At 72.7% G+C, this 21,274-nt stretch carries 20 protein-coding genes; 14 read left to right on the top strand and 6 right to left on the bottom strand.

Annotation, left to right across the window (positions count from 1 at the left end; all coding sequences use genetic code 11):
* Position 1: 1 nt before the first annotated feature.
* The 14 genes from FIP57_RS18030 (at position 2) to aroB (ending at position 15,002) form a co-directional block, all read left to right on the top strand.
* A complete protein-coding gene (locus FIP57_RS18030) occupies positions 2–1,615 on the top strand; it encodes an HNH endonuclease signature motif containing protein (RefSeq protein ID WP_148574927.1) in 1,614 nt (537 codons plus the stop codon).
* Between the two features lie 476 nt (positions 1,616–2,091).
* Complete coding sequence (locus tag FIP57_RS18025) at positions 2,092–2,439, top strand: YciI family protein (RefSeq protein ID WP_148574926.1); 348 nt, start codon at positions 2,092–2,094, stop codon at positions 2,437–2,439.
* Positions 2,436–3,707 carry an RNA polymerase sigma factor gene (locus FIP57_RS18020; RefSeq protein ID WP_148574925.1) on the top strand — a complete coding sequence of 424 codons (1,272 nt, stop codon included), beginning with the start codon at positions 2,436–2,438 and terminating at the stop codon, positions 3,705–3,707. The genes FIP57_RS18025 and FIP57_RS18020 overlap by 4 nt, the downstream gene beginning before the upstream one ends.
* Positions 3,708–3,716: 9 nt before the next feature.
* Positions 3,717–5,087, top strand: coding sequence for a replication-associated recombination protein A (locus tag FIP57_RS18015; protein ID WP_148574924.1), 1,371 nt, complete (start codon positions 3,717–3,719; stop codon positions 5,085–5,087).
* A gap of 11 nt (positions 5,088–5,098) precedes the next feature.
* Positions 5,099–5,710 carry a hypothetical protein gene (locus FIP57_RS18010; RefSeq protein WP_148574923.1) on the top strand — a complete coding sequence of 204 codons (612 nt, stop codon included), beginning with the start codon at positions 5,099–5,101 and terminating at the stop codon, positions 5,708–5,710.
* Positions 5,707–6,051, top strand: coding sequence for a DUF6167 family protein (locus FIP57_RS23360; protein ID WP_162529857.1), 345 nt, complete (start codon positions 5,707–5,709; stop codon positions 6,049–6,051). The genes FIP57_RS18010 and FIP57_RS23360 overlap by 4 nt, the downstream gene beginning before the upstream one ends.
* Positions 6,051–8,729, top strand: coding sequence for an alanine--tRNA ligase (gene alaS, locus FIP57_RS18000; RefSeq protein WP_148574921.1), 2,679 nt, complete (start codon positions 6,051–6,053; stop codon positions 8,727–8,729). Before FIP57_RS23360 ends, alaS begins: the two co-directional genes overlap by 1 nt.
* Complete coding sequence (ruvX, locus tag FIP57_RS17995) at positions 8,726–9,211, top strand: Holliday junction resolvase RuvX (RefSeq protein WP_148574920.1); 486 nt, start codon at positions 8,726–8,728, stop codon at positions 9,209–9,211. Before alaS ends, ruvX begins: the two co-directional genes overlap by 4 nt.
* On the top strand, positions 9,208–10,479 hold the full coding sequence (gene mltG / locus FIP57_RS17990) for an endolytic transglycosylase MltG (protein ID WP_148574919.1): 1,272 nt from the start codon (positions 9,208–9,210) through the stop codon (positions 10,477–10,479). Before ruvX ends, mltG begins: the two co-directional genes overlap by 4 nt.
* Before the next feature lie 5 nt (positions 10,480–10,484).
* A complete protein-coding gene (locus tag FIP57_RS17985; RefSeq protein ID WP_148574918.1) occupies positions 10,485–11,303 on the top strand; it encodes a shikimate dehydrogenase in 819 nt (272 codons plus the stop codon).
* 57 nt (positions 11,304–11,360) lie between these two features.
* Positions 11,361–12,146, top strand: coding sequence for a prepilin peptidase (locus FIP57_RS17980; RefSeq protein WP_148574917.1), 786 nt, complete (start codon positions 11,361–11,363; stop codon positions 12,144–12,146).
* A 26-nt stretch (positions 12,147–12,172) separates the two neighbouring features.
* Entirely contained in the window at positions 12,173–13,351 is a 1,179-nt protein-coding gene (aroC, locus tag FIP57_RS17975; protein ID WP_148574916.1) for a chorismate synthase, read from the top strand.
* The gene (locus FIP57_RS17970; RefSeq protein WP_476739178.1) at positions 13,348–13,884 is read left to right on the top strand and encodes a shikimate kinase; all 537 of its coding nucleotides are present in this window, start codon (positions 13,348–13,350) and stop codon (positions 13,882–13,884) included. Before aroC ends, FIP57_RS17970 begins: the two co-directional genes overlap by 4 nt.
* Positions 13,881–15,002, top strand: a complete 1,122-nt coding sequence (gene aroB / locus FIP57_RS17965; RefSeq protein ID WP_238993572.1) for a 3-dehydroquinate synthase — start codon at positions 13,881–13,883, stop codon at positions 15,000–15,002. The genes FIP57_RS17970 and aroB overlap by 4 nt, the downstream gene beginning before the upstream one ends.
* Positions 15,003–15,099: 97 nt before the next feature.
* On the opposite strand, the gene FIP57_RS17960 is transcribed toward aroB, so the two are convergent.
* The 6 genes from FIP57_RS17960 to FIP57_RS17935 all read right to left on the bottom strand — a co-directional run bounded on the left by FIP57_RS17960 (position 15,100) and on the right by FIP57_RS17935 (position 21,143).
* A complete protein-coding gene (locus FIP57_RS17960; RefSeq protein WP_203231331.1) occupies positions 15,100–16,344 on the bottom strand; it encodes a GGDEF domain-containing protein in 1,245 nt (414 codons plus the stop codon).
* On the bottom strand, positions 16,271–16,531 hold the full coding sequence (locus FIP57_RS17955) for a hypothetical protein (protein WP_148574915.1): 261 nt from the start codon (positions 16,529–16,531) through the stop codon (positions 16,271–16,273). The genes FIP57_RS17960 and FIP57_RS17955 overlap by 74 nt, the downstream gene beginning before the upstream one ends.
* 42 nt (positions 16,532–16,573) lie before the next feature.
* Positions 16,574–18,013 (bottom strand): glycosyltransferase family 2 protein, encoded by a 1,440-nt coding sequence (locus FIP57_RS17950; RefSeq protein WP_148574914.1) that lies wholly within the window; start codon positions 18,011–18,013, stop codon positions 16,574–16,576.
* A 150-nt stretch (positions 18,014–18,163) separates the two neighbouring features.
* Positions 18,164–19,567 carry a vWA domain-containing protein gene (locus tag FIP57_RS17945; RefSeq protein WP_148574913.1) on the bottom strand — a complete coding sequence of 468 codons (1,404 nt, stop codon included), beginning with the start codon at positions 19,565–19,567 and terminating at the stop codon, positions 18,164–18,166.
* 7 nt (positions 19,568–19,574) lie between these two features.
* Positions 19,575–20,456 carry an AAA family ATPase gene (locus FIP57_RS17940; RefSeq protein ID WP_148574912.1) on the bottom strand — a complete coding sequence of 294 codons (882 nt, stop codon included), beginning with the start codon at positions 20,454–20,456 and terminating at the stop codon, positions 19,575–19,577.
* A gap of 57 nt (positions 20,457–20,513) precedes the next feature.
* Positions 20,514–21,143: a hypothetical protein gene (locus FIP57_RS17935; protein ID WP_148574911.1), complete on the bottom strand. Its 630-nt coding sequence runs from the start codon at positions 21,141–21,143 to the stop codon at positions 20,514–20,516.
* Positions 21,144–21,274: the final 131 nt, after the last annotated feature.

The raw sequence follows: 21,274 nt of genomic DNA, 5'->3' as shown, positions 1-21,274 counted from the left end.
CGTGAAGTCCACCACCGCCGAGCCGCCCGAGCTCTTCACCAGCCCCGTCCATGCCGCCGGTGGGAGGACTGCGGTGGGCGTGGTCGAGCAGGTCGAGCAGGTGGAACCCGACGTCCTCGGGCTGGACGCTCCGGCGGCGTTGGCGTTCATCCGGGGACGCCGGGTCGCGCAGGACGCCGCGGCCGCTGAGGAGCTGCGGGGGTTGTGCCACTGGGCCGACCTGCACCGGGTCACCCCGGGTCGGGAGCTCGCCGACGGGGCGGTCGACACCGTGCTGCTCGCCCAGGCTCCCGCCGAGCACGAGGCCCAGGTCGCCGCCGCCAAGGCCCGGCTCCTCGGGCAACCGGTGCCGCAGTGGGCGGTCGAACGGCTCGCCTCCACCCCTGGGGAGCTCGGCGCCGAAGGACAGCTCCGCGTCGACGGCCAGGGCTGCTTCATGGTCCAAAAGTTCGCGATCACCCACCTGGCCACCGAACTAGGGTTGACCGAGGCCGCCGCGCGGGCCGAAGTCGGCCAGTCGGTGGAGCTCCGCGACCGGCTGCCCCGGCTCTACCGGCAGGTGATGGCCGGGGTGCTGCCGGCCTGGAAGGGCCGCAAGATCGCCCAGCACACCCTCCCGCTCTCCGACCAGGCCGCGGCCTACGTCGATGCCCATCTCGCGCCGTTCGCGCACATGCTGTCGGTGTGGCGGATCCTCAAGGCCGTCGACGCCGCGATCATCCACCACGACCCCGACCGCGCCGCGCTGCTCGCCGCCCAGGCCGCCGAAGACCGTGGGGTGTGGGTCGACCACTGCCCCCACGGCCCCGCCGACCTCCCCGTCGCCGACAGCACCAGCCGGATCGAGGCCACCGTGGACACCCCCGACGCACTCGCGTTCGAAGACGCCATCGCCGTCGCCGCCGCGCTGGCAGATCTGGGTCACCAGGGATCCCTCGACGCCCGCCGCGCCAAAGCCGTCGGCGTGCTGACCGACCCCCAGCACGCGCTCGAGCTGACCGGAGCCGCTGCGGAGAACGCAGCCATGGGTGAGCCGGCCGAGCAGATGCGGCCGAAGGTGCGGCAGCGCAAGCGGCTCGGCGGCACCACCATTCACCTCCACCTGCACACCGCCGCGCTCGGCCAGCTGAGCCCGGTCGCCCGCATCGACGGCCTCGGACCCCGACCCGCCGCCGCGGTCCAGCAGTGGCTCGCCGGCCTCGCGCCCGGGGCCCAGGTCACCGTCACCCCGGTGGTCGACCTCGCCGAACGGATCAGCGTCGACGCCCACGAAGCCCCACCCCGGCTCCGCGCCCAGATCGACCACCTCGACACCACCTGCGTGTTCCCCTGGTGCGGCAGCCAGGGCAGGCACGACCTCGACCACATCACCGAGTACGCAGATCCTGCGGACGGTGGGCCGCCAGGCCAGACCAACAGCCAGAACCTCGCGAAGCTCTGCCGGTATCACCACCGGGTCAAGACCCACACCGCGTGGCGCTACCGACGAGAACCCGACCGGTCACTCACCTGGACCTCACCACTGGGCAAGCAGTACCGCGTCGACCACACCGGCACCCAACGAATCCCCGACCTGCCGCCACCGGGCACAAGAACCCGCGACGAAGCCGGCTAGCCGACCCGACCGACCCCGAGCCCGGCGACCCGCACTGCAGACCGGCGGTGCGGGCTACCGGCATGCCGTGACCTGCCTCGGCGGGGACTCGGGTCAGGCGAGCGTGAAGTACTGCAGGAAGAGGTAGACCCACGCCGCGACGAGGGTCGCGAAGGTCACGACGATGCCGTACTTCGTGAAGGTCCAGAAGCTGATCGGGTGACCGGTCCTGGTCCGCGCGGTTCGGATGATGATGGTCGGCGGGTCGCCGCGCGGTCACGATGATCAGCAACGCCAGCAGCTGGAAGGGGGAGCCCCCGGGAACGGGCACGCGGCAGCGAGCCGACGACCGTCGTCATGGCTCCATCCAACGATCCGCGGCGACGCGCCAGGATCAGGTCCACCACCCATCGTGCGCAGGGTGTCGAACCGAGGCCTTGCCGTTCGTCGAAGGGGTGACGGCCGGTGCAGGACCGGTCCGAGAGAGAGGAGCGGCGATGCCGCGCTACCTGATGTCCGTCTGCTACCCCGCCGACTCGACCGCACCCGGGGAGCAGGAGCTCGAGGCGATCACCCGGGACGTGACGGCCGTCCACGAGCAGCTCGAGGCCGAAGGGGCCTGGATCTTCGGCGGCGGGCTCCACCACCCCAGCACGGCCACGGTCGTCACCGCGCGCGACGGCTCGGCGGTCACCACCGACGGCCCCTTCCTCGAGACCAAGGAGATGATCGGCGGGCTGAGCATCATCGACGTCCCCGACCTCGACGCGGCGCTCGCCTGGGCGGAGAGGATGTCCCGGGCGACGACCTGCCCCATCGAGGTCCGGCCGTTCGTCCACCCGTGACCGACCCGGAGCGGGCCGTCGAGCTCACCTTCCGCGAGGAGTGGGGGCGGGTCGTGGGCGCCCTGGCGCGCGCCTTCCGCGACCTCGACCTGGCCGAGGACGCCACGCAGGAGGCGTTCGCGATCGCCGCCTCCACCTGGCCCGAAGCCGGGGTGCCGGACAACCCCGGCGGCTGGATCGCCACGACCGCGCGGAATCGGGCGCTGGACCGGGTACGGCGCGAGGCGGTGCGGGCGGAGAAGCACCGCCTCGCGGCGCCGGGCAATCCCGACGCCGTGGACGCCTGGGAGCCGGACGACGAGGTGGCGGCCGTCGACGACGACCTCCTGCGGCTCCTCCTGAGCTGTTGCCACCCGGCGCTCGACCAGCCGTCCCAGGTCGCGCTGACGCTGCGGCTCGTGCTCGGGCTGAGCGCCGCCGAGATCGCCCGAGCCTTCCTGGTGCCCGAGCCGACGCTCGCGCAGCGGCTGGTGCGCGCGAAGCGGAAGATCCGCGCGGCACACCTCCGCCTGCGGCTGCCGTCCGACCACGAGCTCCCCGACCGGCTCGCGCCGGTGCTCGCCGTGGTCCAGCAGCTCTACAACGAGGGGTACGTCGCCACCGCTGGACCGGACCTCGACCGCCCGGACCTGTGCGACGAGGCGATCCACCTCGCGCGGCTGCTGGTGCGGCTCCTGCCGGACGAGCCCGAGGTCCGGGGGCTGCTGGCGAGCCTGCTTCTGACCACCGCCCGCCGACCGGCGCGGATCGGAGCCTCGGGTGAGCTCGTCCCGCTCGCCGAGCAGGACCGGACGCTGTGGGACCGCCACCTCGTCGAGGAGGGCCGGGCGCTGGTGCACGAGTGCGCCAGGCGGGGCACCCCGGGCGTGCACCAGCTCCGCGCCGCCATCGACCTCGTCCACTGCGAGGCGCCGAGCATCCAGGAGACCGATTGGCCCCGGGTCGTCGCCCTCCACGACCAGCTGCTCGCGATCTGCCCGACCCCGGTGGTCGCCCTCAACCGCGCCGTCGCGGTCGCCGAGGTCGCCGGCGCCGCCGAGGCCTTGCGGCTGGTCGACGCGCTCCCGCTCGAGCGCCACCACCTCTGGCACGCCACGCGAGCGGAGCTGCTGCACCGGTGCGGAGAGCTCACGGCCGCCCGCACGGCGCTCACGACGGCGCTCGGGCTGACCGCCAACCAGCCGGAGCAGCGGTTGCTGGCGCGACGGCTCGCGGAGCTGTCCACCGAGGGCGAAGCGGCCACCGGCGACCGAGGCGGGGCCGACTAGTCTCGCCCCATGGAAGGGCTCTTCGACATCGCCGACGACGGCGCCGGAGCAGCCCCCGACAAGGCGGGCACGCTGGCCGGCAACGCCCACACGTCGGCCCCGCTCGCCGTACGCATGCGGCCCCGGACGCTCGAGGAGCTCGTCGGGCAGCAGCACCTGCTGGCCGCCGGCTCCCCGCTGCGCCGCCTCGTCGAGGGCGACCAGCCGATGTCGCTGGTGCTGTGGGGGCCGCCCGGGACCGGGAAGACCACGATCGCCTCGATCCTCAGCCGTCAGACCGACCGGCACTTCGTCGAGGTCTCCGCGGTGGCCGCAGGCGTCAAGGAGGTGCGGGCCGCCATCGACGGCGCCCGCAACCGGCTGGCCAGGACCGGCCAGGAGACGGTGCTCTTCGTCGACGAGGTGCACCGGTTCACCAAGGCCCAGCAGGACGCCCTCCTGCCCGGCGTCGAGAACCGCTGGGTCTCGCTGATCGCCGCGACGACGGAGAACCCGTTCTTCAGCGTGATCTCGCCGCTGCTCTCCCGCAGCCTGCTGCTCACCCTCGAGCCGCTCACCGACGACGACGTGCGCGGGGTGCTCCAGGGGGCGGTCACCGACGAGCGCGGACTCGCCGGCCAGGTGGAGCTGACCGACGACACCCTCGACCACCTGGTGCGGTTGGCCGGCGGAGACGCCCGGCGGGCGCTGACCTACCTGGAGGCCGCGGCCGGTGCCGCGCTGAGCACGGGGGAGACCACGGTCGCGCTCGAGATCGCCGAGAAGGCGGTCGACCGGGCCGCGGTGCGCTACGACCGCCAGGGCGACCAGCACTACGACGTGATCAGCGCCTTCATCAAGTCGATCCGCGGCTCCGACGCCGACGCCGCGCTCCACTACCTGGCGCGGATGGTGGAGGCGGGGGAGGACCCCCGCTTCATCGCCCGGCGGCTGGTGATCCTCGCCAGCGAGGACATCGGGCTCGCCGACCCGACCGCCCTCACGACGGCGGTGGCCGCCGCGCAGGCGGTGCAGCTGATCGGGATGCCGGAGGCGCGGCTCAACCTCGCACAGGCCGTCATCGCCCTGGCCGTGGCACCGAAGAGCAACGCGGTGATCACGGCGATCGACGCCGCGAGCGCGGACGTCCGCGCGGGCAAGATCGGCCCGGTGCCGGCGCACCTCCGCGACGCCCACTACGGCGGCTCGAAGAAGCTCGGCCACGGGAAGGGCTACAAGTACGCCCACGACGAGCCGTTCGGCGTCGCGGAGCAGCAGTACGCCCCCGACGTGGTCGCCGACGCGACGTACTACCGGCCCACCAGCCTCGGCGCCGAGGCCGCGGTCAAGGAGCGCTGGGAGCGGCTGCGCCGGATCGTCCGGGGCGAGGGCGGGAGGTAGGGTCACCTCCCATGGATTCCGTCGGCACGCCGGGCGTCCTCGCCGCCGCTGCCGTCGCGGTGGTGGCCGTGCTGGTCGTCGTGCTCGCCGTCGCCGCCGTACGCCGGTCGAAGCGCGCGTCCCTCGCCCGCGAGCAGCAGCTGCTCGCCGAGCTCCGCACCTCCCGGGACGCGGTCGACGCCCTCCACCAGCGGGTCGAGGAGCTCTCCGACGAGGTCGTCGAGGCCCGGCGGGTCGCCGACCTGGACCGGGAGTACGTCATCACCTCCCTCGGGGACCCCGACGAGCTGGCGCCGGTCCGGCTCGACCTCGCCCGGGCTCCGCAGCCACCGGTCGCCGACCTCCTCGAGGAGCGGCTGGTCAGCACCCTGGCCCGGCAGCGGCGCGGGCCGCTGGGGCGCAGGGCCGTCGACGCGGTCGTCCGCACGGTCGCCCTCGGCCACGGCGTACGACGGGCGCTGTCGCCGGACGTCCTCGACCGGGCCGCCGCCGAGGCGCACGTCGCCCGCCGCCGCTCCCGCCGCAACCGGAAGCGTGAGGAGCGGCAGGCCCGCCGCCTCCTGCGCATCGTCAAGGCGCAGTCCCGCTCCCGTGGCCAGGGCGGCGAGGGGCACGCCGCGTGAAGAGCTGGTGGTTCGTCGCCGGCGCCGCCGCCGGCGTCTACGCCACGACGAAGGTCCGCCGCGCGGCCGAGGCGCTCACCGTGGACGGCGTGCACGACCGGCTGACCGGCTGGTTCGCGGGCGCCCGGGTGCTCGCCGACGAGGTGCGCACGGGGGCGGCCGTGAAGGAAACCGAGTTGCGCGAGAGGCTGTCCCTGGTGCCCGATGAGGGACCGGCCCGGCTCGAGGGGCGGCGCCACCTGCAGCTCGCCCCGCGCGCCGACCAGGCCGATCAAGCCGACCATGCCGACCAGGCCGACCAGCACGACGAGACCCACAGCACCGGAAGGGACGACAACTGATGGAGACCGCCGAGATCCGTCGACGGTTCATCGCGCACTTCGAGGGGCGCGGCCACACCCACGTGCCGTCGGCCTCGCTGCTCCTCGACGACCCCAACCTGCTGTTCGTCAACGCCGGCATGGTCCCGTTCAAGCCGTACTTCCTCGGCCAGGAGACGCCGCCCTACCCGCGCGCGGTGAGCGTGCAGAAGTGCGTGCGCACCCTCGACATCGAGGAGGTCGGGAAGACCACCCGGCACGGCACGTTCTTCCAGATGAACGGCAACTTCTCGTTCGGCGACTACTTCAAGGACGGCGCGATCGAGAACGCCTGGCGGCTGGTCACCGGCTCGGTCGACGAGGGTGGTCTGGGCTTCGCGCCCGACCGGATCTGGGTCACCGTCGAGCACCACGACGACGAGTCCGCCCAGCTCTGGAAGCGGATCGCGGGGCTCCCCGAGGAGCGGATCCAACGCCGTGGCCTCAAGGACAACTACTGGCACATGGGGGTGCCAGGCCCCGGCGGCCCGTGCAGCGAGATCTACGTCGACCGCGGCCCGGAGTACGGCCCCGACGGCGGCCCCGAGGCCGACGAGGACCGGTTCCTGGAGATCTGGAACCTCGTCTTCATGCAGTCGAAGCTCTCCGAGGTCCGCGCCAAGGACGACTTCGACATCGAGGGCGACCTGCCGGCGAAGAACATCGACACCGGCATGGGGCTCGAGCGGGTGGCGTACCTGCTGCAGGGCAAGCAGAACATGTACGAGATCGACGAGATCTTCCCGGTCATCGAGAAGGCCAGCGAGCTCTCCGGCCGCCGCTACGGCGCCGACCACGACGACGACGTGCGGTTCCGCGTCGTCGCCGACCACGTGCGCAGCGCGATGATGCTGATCGGCGACGGCGTCACCCCCGGCAACGAGGCCCGCGGCTACGTCCTCCGCCGGTTGCTCCGCCGCGCCGTGCGGTCGATGCGGCTGCTCGGCGTCGAGGACCGCGTGCTCCCCGAGCTGATGCCGGTCAGCCGTGACCGGATGAAGGCGTCGTACCCCGAGCTCGAGCTGCAGTGGGAGCGGATCTCCACCGTCGCCTACGCCGAGGAGGACGCGTTCCGCTCCACCCTCAAGGCGGGCACGCAGATCTTCGACGTGGCGGTCGGCGAGGCGCGCAACTCAGCCACGGCGTCGCTGACGGGAGAACAGGCTTTCCGTTTGCACGACACCTACGGCTTCCCGATCGACCTCACCCTCGAGATGGCCTCCGAGCAGGGGCTCGCCGTCGACGAGGAGGGGTTCCGCCGGCTGATGGCGCAGCAGCGCGAGCGGGCGAAGGCCGACGCGAAGGCGAAGAAGGCCAAGCACGGCGACACCCACCACTACCGGGCGCTCGCGGACAGCCTCGGCAGCGCGGTCCAGTTCACCGGGTACGACGAGGTGGTCAGCGAGGGGACCGTCCGCGGCATCCTCGCCGGCGACGGCACCGCGCAGGCGGCGCACGAGGGCGACGAGATCGAGCTGGTGCTCGACCGCACCCCGTTCTACGCCGAGGGCGGTGGCCAGCTCGCCGACCAGGGGCTGATCCAGCTCGGCAACGGCGCCCGGCTCCAGGTCCTCGACGTGCAGTCGCCGATCAGCGGGCTGATCGTCCACCAGGCGAAGGTGGTGGCGGGAGAGGTCACCGTCGGCGAGCAGGCACAAGCGCTGGTCGACGTCGAGCGCCGGCTGTCGATCAGCCGCGCCCACACCGCGACCCACATGGTGCACAAGGCGTTCCGCGAGGCGCTCGGCGACACCGCGACCCAGGCGGGGTCGGAGAACGCGCCCGGCCGGTTCCGGTTCGACTTCTCCGCGACCGGGGCGGTGCCCCCGTCGGTGCTCGCCGACGTCGAGGCGCGCGTGAACGACCTCGTGCTCGCCGACCTGCCGGTGCACGCCGAGATCATGAGCCAGGCCGAGGCGGTGCGCTCGGGGGCGATGGCCCTCTTCGGCGAGAAGTACGGCGACCAGGTGCGCGTGATCTCGGTCGGCGACTGGGCCCGCGAGCTCTGCGGCGGCACCCACACCCCCCGGTCGGCGAACCTCGGGGTGGTCAAGCTGCTCGGGGAGTCCTCGATCGGCTCCGGGGTCCGTCGGGTCGAGGCACTGGTCGGCTCCGACGCCTACCGGTTCCTGGCCCGCGAGCACGTCCTCGTGGCCCAGCTCAGCGAGGCGCTCAAGGCGCGCCCGGAGGAGCTGCCCGAACGGGTCGCCGACCTCGTCGACCGGCTCCGCTCCGCGGAGAAGGAGATCGAGCGGGTGCGGGTGGCCCAGCTGCTCGCGGCCGCGGGCGAGCTCGCCGCCGCGGCGGAGGACCTCGGCGGGGTCTCCTTCGTGGGCCACCGCGCCGACGGTGCCGACGCCGGCGACGTGCGCAAGCTGACCCTCGACGTGCGCGGCCGCTTCCCGTCGGACCGCGCAGCGGTCGTCGCCGTCGTCGGCTCGGTCGACGGGCGCGCCTCGGTCGTCGTCGCGGTCAACGACGCGGCCCGGGCCCAGGGGCTGTCCGCGAACGCCCTGGTCCGCGCCGCTGCGGAGACCCTCGGCGGCCGCGGTGGCGGCAAGGACGACGTCGCCCAGGGCGGCGGCGCCGACGCCGCGAAGGCCGACGAGGCCCTCAACCGGCTCCGCACCCAGGTCCACGACACCGTCACGGGCTCGTGAGGCGCGGGGTCCGGCTCGGGATCGACGTGGGGGACGTCCGGATCGGCGTCGCCAGCAGCGACCCCGCCGGGCTGATCGCGACACCGGTCGAGACCGTGGCGCGAGGGGCCGGCGACCTCGTCCGGATCCGGGAGATCGCCCGGGAGCTCGACGCCGTCGAGGCGGTGGTCGGGCTCCCGCGGTCGCTCTCCGGCGGGGAGGGGCCGGCCGCCGCGAAGGCCCGGGCGTTCGCCGCCGAGCTCGCCGGTGCGCTCGCCCCCGACGGCACGACCGTGCGGCTCGCCGACGAGAGGTTGAGCACGGTGACCGCGGAGTCGGCGCTGCGCGAACGGGGAAGAAAGGGCAAGAAGCGGCGTGCCGTCGTGGACCAGGCGGCCGCAGTCGTCATCCTGCAGAATGCACTGGACACCGAACGTGGCACGGGGCGACCGGCCGGGGAGGCCGTGAGCGCCCCCGACACGGCCGACGAGAGGGAACCGTGAGCGACCAGCGCGACGACCGGGGCGACGCCCATGCCGACCCGCCGGCGGGGCAGCCGTTCGCGCTCTTCGGTGACGACGAGCACGCCGGGCGGGAGCACGGCTACGCCGAGGACGGCTACGACCAGGCGTACGACCAGGGCTACGACGACCAGGGCTACGACGAGCCCGCGCAGGACGACCCGGTCCGCCCCCGCAACGGGCTGAAGAGCTGCCTGGCCGTGCTCGTGGTGGTCGCCGTCCTCGTGGTCGGCGGCGGCTTCGCGCTCTTCGCCGGGGTCGGCAAGCTCCAGGACCTCTTCGCCGGTCCGGAGGACTACTCCGGCGGCGGCAAGGGATCGGTGGTCTTCGAGGTCCGCGAGGGCGACAGCTCCTCCGCGATCGGCCGCAACCTCGTCGACGCCGGCGTGGTGGCCAGCCAGGAGGCGTTCACCGACGCGGCGGCGGAGAACCCGGACTCCCGCGGAATCCAGGTCGGGTTCTACGAGCTCAAGGAGGAGATGTCGGCCGAGGCCGCCCTCGAGGTGCTGGTCGACCCCGACAACCTGGTGAGCAACACGGTCACCGTCCCCGAGGGGCTCCGGGTCGAGGAGACGCTGGCGCGGATCGCGAAGGCCACCGACGTCTCCCTCCGTGACCTGAAGAGGGCCTCGAAGGACGCCGAGGGGATCGGCCTCCCGTCGTACGCGAAGGGGAACCCGGAGGGGTACCTCTTCCCGGCCACCTACGCCTTCGGGCCGAATGACGACGCGACCTCGATGCTCGCCGCGATGGTGGCGCGGTGGCGTCAGGCGGCGGACGAGGCCGGGCTGGAGCAGCGCGCGAAGGAGCTCGACTACTCGCCTGGCGAGCTGATGACGATCGCCAGCCTCGTCGAGTCGGAGGCGAGCCGGGCCGAGGACCGCGGCAAGGTCGCCCGGGTGATCTACAACCGGTTGGAGACCGACGCCACCAACGGGCTGCTGCAGATCGACGCGACCGTCAACTACGCCCTCGGCCGTGACCTGGGGCTCGGTCTCACCTCGGAGCAGCTCGAGGTGGACTCGCCGTACAACACCCGGAAGTACCCCGGCCTCCCGCCGGGGCCGATCGAGTCCCCGGGCGACGCCGCGATCGAGGCGGCGGCGAACCCGCCCGAGGGCGACTGGGTCTACTACGTGACGGTGAACCTGGACACCGGCGAGACCAAGTTCACCGAGGACTACGACGAGTTCCTGCGGTTGAAGAACGAGGAGCTGGCGGCGTTCTGCGACGGCTCCGACCGCTGCTGAGCGCCGTGGCCGGACCTCGTCGCTGCGCCGTGCTCGGCAGCCCGATCGCGCACTCGCTCTCGCCCGCGCTCCACCGCGCGGCGTACGCCGAGCTCGGCCTCGACTGGAGGTACGACGCCGTCGAGGTCGACGAGGCCGGGCTGCCCGGGTTCCTCGACGACCTCCGGGCGGAGTGGCGGGGGCTGTCGCTCACGATGCCGCTGAAGCGGGCGGTCGTGCCGCTGCTCGACGAGGTGCTCGGGCGGGCGGTGGAGGCGCAGGCCGCGAACACCGTGGTCCTCGACGCAGGGCGACGGGTGGGCCACAACACCGACGTCCCCGGCGCGGTGGCGGCGCTGCGGGAGCGCTGGGAGGGGCCGGTCGGCTCGGCGACGGTGGTCGGCGGGGGAGCGACCGCCGCGTCGCTGCTGCTGGCGCTCGGCGACCTGGGGTGCCCGACCGCGACGCTGCTGGTACGGGAGCCCGCGCGGGCCGCCGACACCCTGGCCGCGGTGGAGCGGCACCCCTCTCCGCCGGCGGTCACGGTGGCGCGGCTCGGCTCGACGCTCCCCGACACCGAGCTGGTCGCCTCCACGATCCCGGCTTCGGCCCAGGACGACGCGGTGCTGCGCCACGCGGCCGGCGCCTCGGTGGTCTTCGAGGTGCTCTACCACCCGTGGCCGACGCCGCTGGCCGCCCAAGCCGCCGAGCGGGGGCAGCCGCTCGTCGGCGGGCTCGACCTGCTGGTCCACCAGGCGGCGCTCCAGGTGGAGCTCATGACCGGGCAGCCCGCCCCGCTGGCGGCGATGCGGGCAGCGGGAGAGGCCGCGCTCGCGGCACGATGACGAGCACCTGGGGATGAGCGCACGGAGCGCCGGACGGGTCCCCTAGGCTCGCGCACCATGACCTGGTACCTCGACACCGCGGCCGTGATGGCCGGCGTGGGGTTCCTGACCGGGCTCGGGGTGCCGACGCTGATCGGCCGGATCCCGGAGCCGGCGTCGCCGGAGGACGAGGTCGACGAGGCCGACGCCTCCACCCCCGAGGACCTCAGCGAGCCCGTCGAGTCCGTCGTCCCGCCGGACACGGTCGCCGAGGAGCCCAAGGAGCTCTACACCTCCATCGCCGCGCTGCCCGGGCTGGCCTGGAAGGCCGGGGTGGCCGCCGCGGTGGTCGGCGGGCTGCTCGGTGCGGTCGTCGGTTGGCAGTGGGACCTGCTGGTGCTGATGTACCTCGTGCCCGTCGGCGTCGCACTCGCCGTCGTCGACTGGCGCACCCGGCTGCTGCCCACCAAGGTCATCGCCCCCTCCTACCTGGTGGTGATCGCGCTCGCGCTCGTCGCCGGGGCGCTCGGCGACTGGGACGACCTCGCCCGCGCAGGATGGGGGTGGGCCGTCGCCGGCGGCACCTTCCTGCTGATGTGGCTCATCTACCCCCGCGGCATGGGGTACGGCGACGTGCGGCTGTCCGGCCTCCTCGGGATCGCCCTCGGCTTCTCCGGCTGGGGCGCCCTGCTCGTGGGCGTCTACGCCGGGTTCCTGCTCGGCGGGCTCGGCGGTGCCCTGCTCAGCGCCCTGCGGATCGTCGACCGCAAGGCGTACCCCTTCGGCCCCTTCATGCTGCTCGGCGCCGTGGTCGGCGTCCTGACCGGCGAATGGGCCGCGGACTGGTACTCCGGGAGGTCGTGACCGACCCCCGTGGGAGACTGGGCCCCATGCTTCGTTGGCTCACCGCGGGCGAGTCCCACGGCCCTGCCCTGGTCGCCATCCTCGAAGGGATGCCCGCCCACGTCGCCGTCACCTCGACGGACATCGCGGACGCGCTGGCCCGTCGCCGCCTCGGCTACGGCCGCGGCGCCCGGATGAAGTTCGAGCAGGACGAGATCGAGGTCGTCGGCGGGATCCGCCACGGCAGGACGCAGGGCGGGCCGGTCGCGATCCGGGTCGGCAACACCGAGTGGCCCAAGTGGGAGAAGGTCATGTCGGCCGACCCGGTCGACCCCGTGGAGCTGGAGGGCTCGGCGCGCAACGCCCCGCTGACCCGTCCCCGCCCCGGCCACGCCGACCTGGTGGGGATGCAGAAGTACGACTTCGACGAGGCCCGACCGGTCCTCGAGCGGGCCTCCGCACGCGAGACCGCGGCGCGGGTCGCGCTCGGCGCGGTCGCGGCCGCCTTCGTGCAGCAGGCCACCGGCGCGGGAATCGTCTCGCACGTGGTGCGGATCGGCAGCGCCGTGGCGCCCTACGGCTCCGTGCCGACGCCGGCCGACGTGCCCTACCTCGACGCCGACCCGGTGCGCTGCCTCGACGCCGACGCGAGCAAGGCGATGGTCGCGGAGATCGACCAGGCCCACAAGGACGGCGACACGCTCGGCGGGGTCGTCGAGGTCGCGGTCCACGGGCTCCCCCCGGGGCTCGGCAGCCACGTGCACTGGGACCGTCGCCTCGACGCGCGGCTGGCCGGGGCGCTGATGGGGATCCAGGCGATCAAGGGCGTCGAGCTCGGTGACGGGTTCGGCCTCGCCGAGGTCCCCGGCTCGCAGGCCCACGACGAGATCGTCGGGACCGAGGACGGCGTCCGGCGTACCTCGGGGAGGTCGGGTGGCACCGAGGGCGGCATGTCGACCGGCGAGGTTCTGCGCGTGCGCGCGGCGATGAAGCCGATCGCGACCGTCCCGCGGGCGCTGCGCACCGTCGACGTCGCCACCGGCGAGGCCGCGGTGGCCCACCACCAGCGCTCCGACGTCTGCGCCGTCCCGGCTGCCGGCATCGTGGCGGAGGCGATGGTGGCCCTCGTCCTCGCCGACGCGGTGCTGGAGAAGTTCGGCGGTGACTCGGTGCAGGAGACGCGCCGCAACGTCGAGGGGTACCTCGACACGCTGAGGTACCGGTGACCGCTGGGCAGGGGCCCCGCGTCGTCCTCGTGGGGCCGATGGGGGCCGGCAAGACCACCGTGGGCGAGCGGCTGGCGCAGCGCTGGGGCGTCGCCCTGCGCGACACCGACCAGGACGTCGAGGCCCGGGAGGGCCGCTCGGTCTCCGACATCTTCGTGGAGTCGGGGGAGGAGCACTTCCGCGCCCTGGAGCACGAGGCGGTCCTCGCGGCGCTGGCCGAGCACGACGGCGTGCTGGCGCTCGGCGGGGGGGCCGTCCTCGACCCGCGCACCCGCCAGGCGCTCGCCGGCCACCCCGTGGTCTTCCTTAAGGTGGGGCTGGCTGACGCCGCGAAGCGGGTCGGGCTCGGCACCGGGCGGCCGCTGCTGCTCGGCAACGTGCGGTCACGGATGAAGGCGCTCCTCGACGAGCGGCTGCCGATCTACGAGGCGGTGGCCGCCGCGGTGGTGGAGACCGACGGACGGGACGCCGACGAGGTCGCGGAGGCGGTCGCCGCCGCGGTCGAGACGATCGAGAGGGAGGACGCTCGGTGACGGAGCCGACGACCGGACCGACGACGCTGAGCCTCGGAGGGCCGGACAGCGCGGCGAGCCGCTACGACGTGCTGGTCGGCCCCGGCATCGTCGACCGGCTCCCCGGGCTCGTGGGACCCGCCGCGCGGCGCGTGGCGGTCATCCACCCGCGGATGCTGACCGGGATGGGGCAGTGGGTCCGCGAGTTCCTCGCCGAGCACGGCTACGCCGCCCACGCGATCGAGGTCCCCGACGGCGAGGCGGCCAAGGACGCCTCGGTGGCGTCGTTCTGCTGGCAGGTGCTCGGCCGCAACGGGTTCACCCGCTCCGACGTCGTCGTCACCGTCGGCGGTGGTGCGACCACCGACATGGGCGGCTTCGTCGCGGCCACCTGGCTGCGCGGCGTCCGCGTGGTGCACATGCCGACGACCCTGCTCGCAATGGTCGACGCCGCGGTCGGGGGCAAGACCGGCATCAACACCGGGGAGGGGAAGAACCTCGTCGGCTCGTTCCACGAGCCCGCCGGCGTCCTCTGCGACCTCGCCGTGCTGCAGTCGCTGCCGCGCGAGGAGCTGGTGAGCGGGATGGCGGAGGTCGTGAAGTGCGGCTTCATCGCCGACCCGACGATCCTCGAGATCGTCGAGCGCTCCCCGGAGACGGCGCTGACGGTGGGCACTCCCGAGCTCCGCGAGCTCGTGGAGCGGGCGATCCGCGTGAAGATCGACGTGGTCTCCTGGGACCTCAAGGAGACCGGTGGCACCGGTGGCCACCCCGGCCGCGAGGCGCTGAACTACGGCCACACGCTCGCCCACGCCATCGAGCGGGCGGAGGGGTACCGGTTCCGCCACGGCGCCGCGGTCTCGATCGGCATGGTCTTCGTCGCCGAGCTCGCCCGGCTCGCGGGCCGGCTCGACGACGCCACCGCGGAGCGTCACCGGGCGGTGCTGGCCTCGGTCGGGCTGCCCACGTCGTACGCCGGAGCCGGCTGGCCGGAGCTGCTGGCGACCATGCGGATCGACAAGAAGACCCGCGGCGACCTCCTCCGGTTCCTGGTCCTCGACGGGCTCGCGCGACCCGCGGTGCTCGAGGGGCCCGACGAGCAGCTGCTCGAGCAGGCGTTCCGCTCCGTCTCGGGCTGACCCCGCGGGGGCAGGTCGCCGCGGACGGTGGGTCCGCCCGCGGTCGTCTTCCCCGTTCTGCAGGAGCGTGCCCGACATCAGTGCCGGCTTGCCGACGTCAGCGGGCCAGCAGGGATTCGGTCGCCTGCATCCTTCCCTCCGCGACCCCCGAGGCGTGGACGGCACGGTTCCGCCCGCCGTCCTTGGCGCGGTACAGGGCAACGTCCGCTGCCGAAATGACATCGCCGAGGTCGGTGGTGGAGCCGTCGACGGAGGCGATGCCGTAGCTGACCGTGGGCAGCGGGAACGGGTAAGCCTGTTCTGCTGCTCGGAGCCGGAGGCTCACCTGTGCAGCCACTGCCTCTGCGATGCTGCCTTCGGCTCCGGGCAGCAGGAGCACGAACTCCTCGCCGCCGTAGCGGCCCACCAGGTCGGTGGAGCGAACGGTGTTGCGGCATGCTTCGGCGAAGGCCTGGATGGCGGCGTCGCCCGCCGCATGTCCGTAGGTGTCGTTGACCTGCTTGAAGTGGTCGAGGTCGGCGAGGATGAGTGATCCCGAGGAGCCCGTCCGCTTCATGGAGCGCAGCCGGTCTGCGGCCATCTCGAGGAACGTGTTGCGGTTGAGGACGCCGGTGAGGCCGTCCCGCGTCGCACGTCCGCGGAGATCGTTCTGGCTCTGTTCGTTGCTGAGCGCGGTGATCGTGAAGGAGACGAAGACGAGGAGCACCATCGTCACCAGGGTGGTGACGGCGGAGCCGAACCACGTGAGGAAGGCGCGGGCGTCTGGACCGACCGCGATGTAGGCGACCAGCCGTGCTGCGTAGTACAGCGCGAGCCCGCCCGCGGCGAGGGACATGGCGCGGTGGGTGCCGGTGTCGAGCTTCCACAGCTCGCGTGACGCCAGAGCGATCATGATGGTCATCGAGCCCAGGAAGACGGGTCCACCTGCCCAGGTATTGGTCCCGGGGCTGTCGAGCGCGGCGGCCAGCGTGGTAGCGAGAGGTGCGAGAGTGAATCCCCATCGATGGATCCGCGTCGCGCGGAACGACCGCGCTCCTGCCCAGACGCTCGCTGCGCCGACGACGAGCAGCCCGTTACCCAGCGGGTTGGCCCACCAACGCTGGTCGGTGCCGTCCAGCAAGTACGCGAAGGAGCCACTCTGGAAGGCTGCGAGGGCAGCGCACCACCAGCCGCTGTAGGCGGATCGCGTGCCGCGATAGGTCACGAAGTAGAACAAGACGAGCAGGGCCACCGACATCACGCCGAACGCAACACGGAGGCTGTAGGTGTCAAGCTGCATGGTCGTACCGCCTTCCGGTCGTGGCTTCGGCCGGTGCGGTGGGAACGTCGTCGTGCGGCGCATGCTGGGAAGGCGGCGGGTAGATGCTGCGGTCATCGTCGCGTTGCACCCGTCGGTGGAGTGCGTCCGAGACGTAGACCTTCGGCAGCAGCTTCCCGACGGCCAAGGCGGCGTACATCATCGTGTTGATGGCGACGAAGGTCGCGAGGATCGCAAAGGGGCCTGAGTGCATGACGGATTCGGGCAGCATCGTGGCAGCTTTCACACAAGAGGTGGCAGTCGTGAGGGATCGTCAAGCCGCGGGTGCCGGCTCGAGGTCGGAGCTCCGTTGGAGGTGTTTCCACCCGGCCTGACGCCCCAGGAAGATGTCGACCGTTCCGCGGACGAACGACGCGTTGAGGAACAGGGCGAAGATCAGCTCGGGAATCAGCATGAGTGCGAGCAGTCGGGCCTGCCAGCCGCCGTTCCACACCGTCAGCACCCGCTCGGCCATGAAGAGTGCGCCCAGCCCGGCCCAGAACGGATAGACGATCCAGTGCTCCATCGACAGCGCCGCGATCGACATGAGCACGAGGTAGGCGCCCAGCGCGATCACGCCGTAGCCGATCCCGAACTGCTGAGCCCAGTAGCGGAAGGTCTGTCGAGTGATGCCGTACGCGCCCAGGTTCTCCAGTGCACCCCGTTGCCAACGCAGACGTTGCGCCCAGAGCGTTCGCCATGTCGGCATCACCTCCGTCACCACCGTGCACTCATGCGGTGAGATCATGAGGCCGCCCAGCGACTTCAACGCGATGGTCAGCTCGTTGTCCTCGGTCAATGCGGCGGTGTCGTAGACGTCACCGTGCGTGCCCGGGATTGCTCGACCTCGGCTGTTCGCCACGGTGCGTAGGGCAACCGGCCGGAAGAGCGATGCCGTGCCGGTCAGGACGAACACACGACCCCGCCGCCGGCGCATCTCGCGCGCGTAGCGGATGTATTCGTTGCGTTGGAACTGGCCCAGCATCCCCGCGCCCTCCTCGCCATAGAAGAGGCCACCCACCGCCATCAGCGCTCGGTCGCTCCTGAAACGCCGCACTGCCGCCTCGAGGAAGCCCGCGTCGAGGACGGTGTCGGCGTCCATCACCATGACGAGGTCGTTGTCCCTCTGCTCGGGAAGCAGTTGCTTGAGCGCCTGGTTGAGGGCTCCAGCCTTCTTCTTCGTGTTGCCGACGGTGCTGAGGACCTCCACGCCGGCACCACGCGCGATAGCGACCGTTGCATCGGTGCAGTTGTCTGCGATGACGATGACCCGCTCCGGCTGGTGTGACTGGGCCATCAGCGAGCGCACCGTAGCCCCGATCGTGCCCTCTTCGTTGTGAGCCGGGATCAACACGGTGACCGTCACCGGCCCTGCGTAGATGCCGTGAGTAGCCGCCATGACGACCTTCGGTGACAACGGAGTCGCCTCTCCGTTGGTGGACCGTCGCGCACGGTTGGCGATGCGTTGCTCCACGGCGGCGACCCCGACGGCGAAGAGGGCGGCCAGCGCCGCGGCGGCGAGCATGACCCGCGGCGACGGCAGCTGAGTGTCATAGAACACGTTCCAGGTCCCGAACAGCAAGCCTTCGGTCGGCGCGGGCTCAGGGCTCTTGCCGCCGGCGAGTACGGCGAGCCAGAGCAGCAGGACTGCGCCGAGGCCCGCGGTAGCGATCACGATCACTCCGACGGCCCGCTGGAACGTGCCGGTACGCATGGCTGACTCATCTCTCTTCTGGTCTCGCGGGAAGTCTCGGGCCCATCGACACCGCTCTTTAGCCGATGCGGGCGCAGCAGGTTCCGCAACATCGCCCAAGACCGTGGAACGCAGGGTCTTCGCTCGGTCGTGGTCTCGACCCGCGCTCAGTCAGACGATGTCGTGCACGAAGGCGGTGAGCTGGGCGAGGTTGCGGCACTCGACCATCGGCACCACCTCGCCGTACTGCGAGGCCGCCGAGTCGCCGGTGTCCCACTGGGCCGTTGCCTCGGGGTTGAGCCACCAGGCGTGCCGGGCGCGGTCGGCGAGGTCGCGGAGCACGTCGAGCCGAGGGTCGGTGTAGTTGGACCGTGCGTCGCCGAGCACCAGCAGGCTCGAGCGCGGTCCGACCGCGTCGCCGAACCGGGAGCGGAACTCGCGCAGCGCCCGGCCGTAGTCGGTGCGTCCCCACAGCGACGCGTGCCGCGCGCTCTCGGTGAGCCGGGTCAGCGTCTCCTCCGGGTCGGCGCCCGCGCGGAACTCGCCGGTGACCTCGGCGACGTCGTCGACGAAGGTGAAGGCCCGCACCTTCGAGAACTGCTCCTGCAGCGCGTAGACGAGCAGCAGCGTGAAGGCCGCGAAGTTCGCCACCGAGCCGCTCACGTCGCAGAGCACCACGAGCTCTGTGCGGTGCGGCCGCCTCGGCCGGTGGTGGGTGGTGAGCGGGACCCCGCCGGTGGACACCGACGCCCGGACGGTGCGGCGGAAGTCCAGGGGGCCGCGGCGCCGGGCGTGCTGCTCCTTGGCGAGACGGCTCGCGAGCCGACGCGCCAGCGGGTAGATCTGCCGCCGCATCTCCTCGATCTCCCCGCGCCGCGCGGCGGTGAAGGGGATCCGGTCGACGCTCGGCCGGACGGTGGTGCGGGCGACGTGCTCGGCGCCCTTCTCCTCGGCCACGCGGCGGCGTACCTCGCCCTCGACCTGGCGCCGCCACCCCTCCACGCGCCGGGTCGCGGTCCGCATCGCGAGCTCCTCCGACAGCGGGCGGCGGTCGTCGGAGCCTGCCATCAGGGCCCGGGCGAGCCGCAGCACCACGGTGTCCGGGTCGATGCGCTGCAGCGCGTTGTACGACGACCACGACGACAGCCCCTGCCCGCGACCGGGCATCGCGCCGAACCGGCCGACCGCCTCCTGGGTGAGCTCGCGGAGCCGGTCGGCGTCCTCGTCCTGGAGCGCCTGGCTGAGCTCCTGGCGCAGCGCCTCGACCTCCGTCCGCAGCACCTGGGCGACCTGCTCGGCGGTGCGGTCGTCCTCGTCCTCCGGCGGGGCGCCGTGACCGCCGACGCCGGCGCCGAGCAGCGGCGGGAACCAGAGGTCGAACAGCGCGTCGAAGCTGGTGCGGTGGCCTTCCCGCTTCACCAGCGTGGCGGCGAGCCCGGCGCGGAGCGCCTCGCGGTCGGCGAGCCCGAGCTGCGTGACCGCCTCGACCGCGTCGAGGTCCTCCGAGAGCGACACGGGGAGCCCCGCGGCGCGGAGCGCCTCCACGAACGCGATGTGCCGGTCGAGCAGCGCCATGGGACCCTCAGCGTCGGCGGGCGCCGGCCTGGTGGCCGCGCAGCGCGGCGAGCGCCTTGTCCTGGTCGGAGGCGTGCTTGAGGACGACGCCCAGCGTGGCGCCGACCGCCTCCTCGTCGAGGTCGTCGACCTCGAGCGCGACCAGCGTGCGGGCCCAGTCGACGGACTCCGCGATCGACGGCGCCTTCTTGAGCTCGAGCTCGCGGAGGCGGGCGACCGTCTCGACCAGCTCGGCGGCGAGCCGGTCGGCGACGCCGGGGACCTGGGAGACGACGATCTCCTTCTCCCGGGCGGCGTCGGGGTAGTCGAGGTGGAGGAAGAGGCACCGCCGCTTCACGGCCTCGGAGAGCTCGCGCGTGGCGTTGGAGGTGAGCACGACGAACGGGCGTCGGACGGCGCTGACCGTGCCCATCTCGGGGATCGTGACCTGGAAGTCCGAGAGCACCTCGAGCAGCAGCCCTTCGACCTCGACGTCGGTCTTGTCGACCTCGTCGACGAGCAGCACCGTCTGCTCCTCGCGGCGGATCGCGGTCAGCAGCGGCCGGGTGAGCAGGAACTCCTCGGTGAAGATGTCGTCGTGCGTCTGCTCCCACGACTGGTCGCCGGCGGCCTGGATGCGCAGCAGCTGTTTCTTGTAGTTCCACTCATAAAGAGCGCGGGCCTCGTCGAGCCCTTCGTAGCACTGGAGCCTGACCAGCTCCGCGCCGGTCGCACGGGCGACCGCCTTGGCCAGCTCGGTCTTCCCGACACCGGCCGGCCCCTCGACGAGGAGCGGCTTCTCCAGGGCGCCCGCCAGGTACGCCGTCGTCGCGGTAGCGGTGTCGGCGAGGTAGCCGCTGTCGTGGAGCCGCTTCGCCGCGTCCGCGGGGGAGTCGAACCAGGTCGTCACCGCGTCAGCCTAGTGGCCGGCGCGGTGACGACCCTGGTCGACCTCGGGGCGGCGAGGTCAGCGGCGGACGACGAGGTCGTCGGCGACCCAGGCGCGGTTCGGGTCACCGGTGACGCTGAGCACCGCCTTGTCGAACCCCTTCTTCTGGTTGATCGTCAGCTTGACCCAGTCGGCGGTGTTCGTCGTCGCCGTTGCCGTCCGGATGGTGTTCCCGTTCCGCTTGCCGACGAGCTTGAACGTCGGGGTGCCGAGCACGCCGCCGCCCTGCGACACCCAGATGCTCACCTTCTTCATGCGCTTGTTGAACAGGATGTGCTCGGGCCCTCGTGGCGTGCCGCCGTTGGTCATCGGCCCGGCGAAGGCGTTGAACGCCAGGAACCGCAGGCCGCTGCGCGGGTTGACGCCGCCGAAGTTCGCGCAGGTGTCGAGGACCGCGCCGCCGTCCAGCGCGCTCGGTCCGCGGAACCGGATCCCGACCCCGGCGTACTGGTTGCGCAGCGGAGCGGTCGAGACGAAGTTGCACGGCGCTCCCGGGGTGCCGCCGTCGAAGTTGACCCTGATCTCCGCCGCCGAGGCGGAGGGGACGGGGACGACGACGGCGGCGCCGGCGGTGGCGGTCACCAGGGCGGCGGCGATGCGGCGCCCCTTGGGGGTCCGGAGAGCCGGGGTGAGCTTGGTGAGGTTCATGACGTGGCTTCCTTCCAGGAATCCGGGTGGTGGGGTGGGGGGCGGGGGAGTCGCCCTCGGTGGTGGAGGAACCCGGCGCGTCAGGGGGTGATACGGGAGCGGCGCCTACCAGAGCCGTGGGGCGCTCCCCA

Source organism: Nocardioides caldifontis (genome assembly GCF_008087345.1).
Lineage (GTDB): Bacteria > Actinomycetota > Actinomycetes > Propionibacteriales > Nocardioidaceae > Marmoricola_A > Marmoricola_A caldifontis.
The sequence above is the reverse complement of the archived record's forward strand: the minus strand, read 5'-3'. Positions and strand labels throughout refer to the sequence as shown.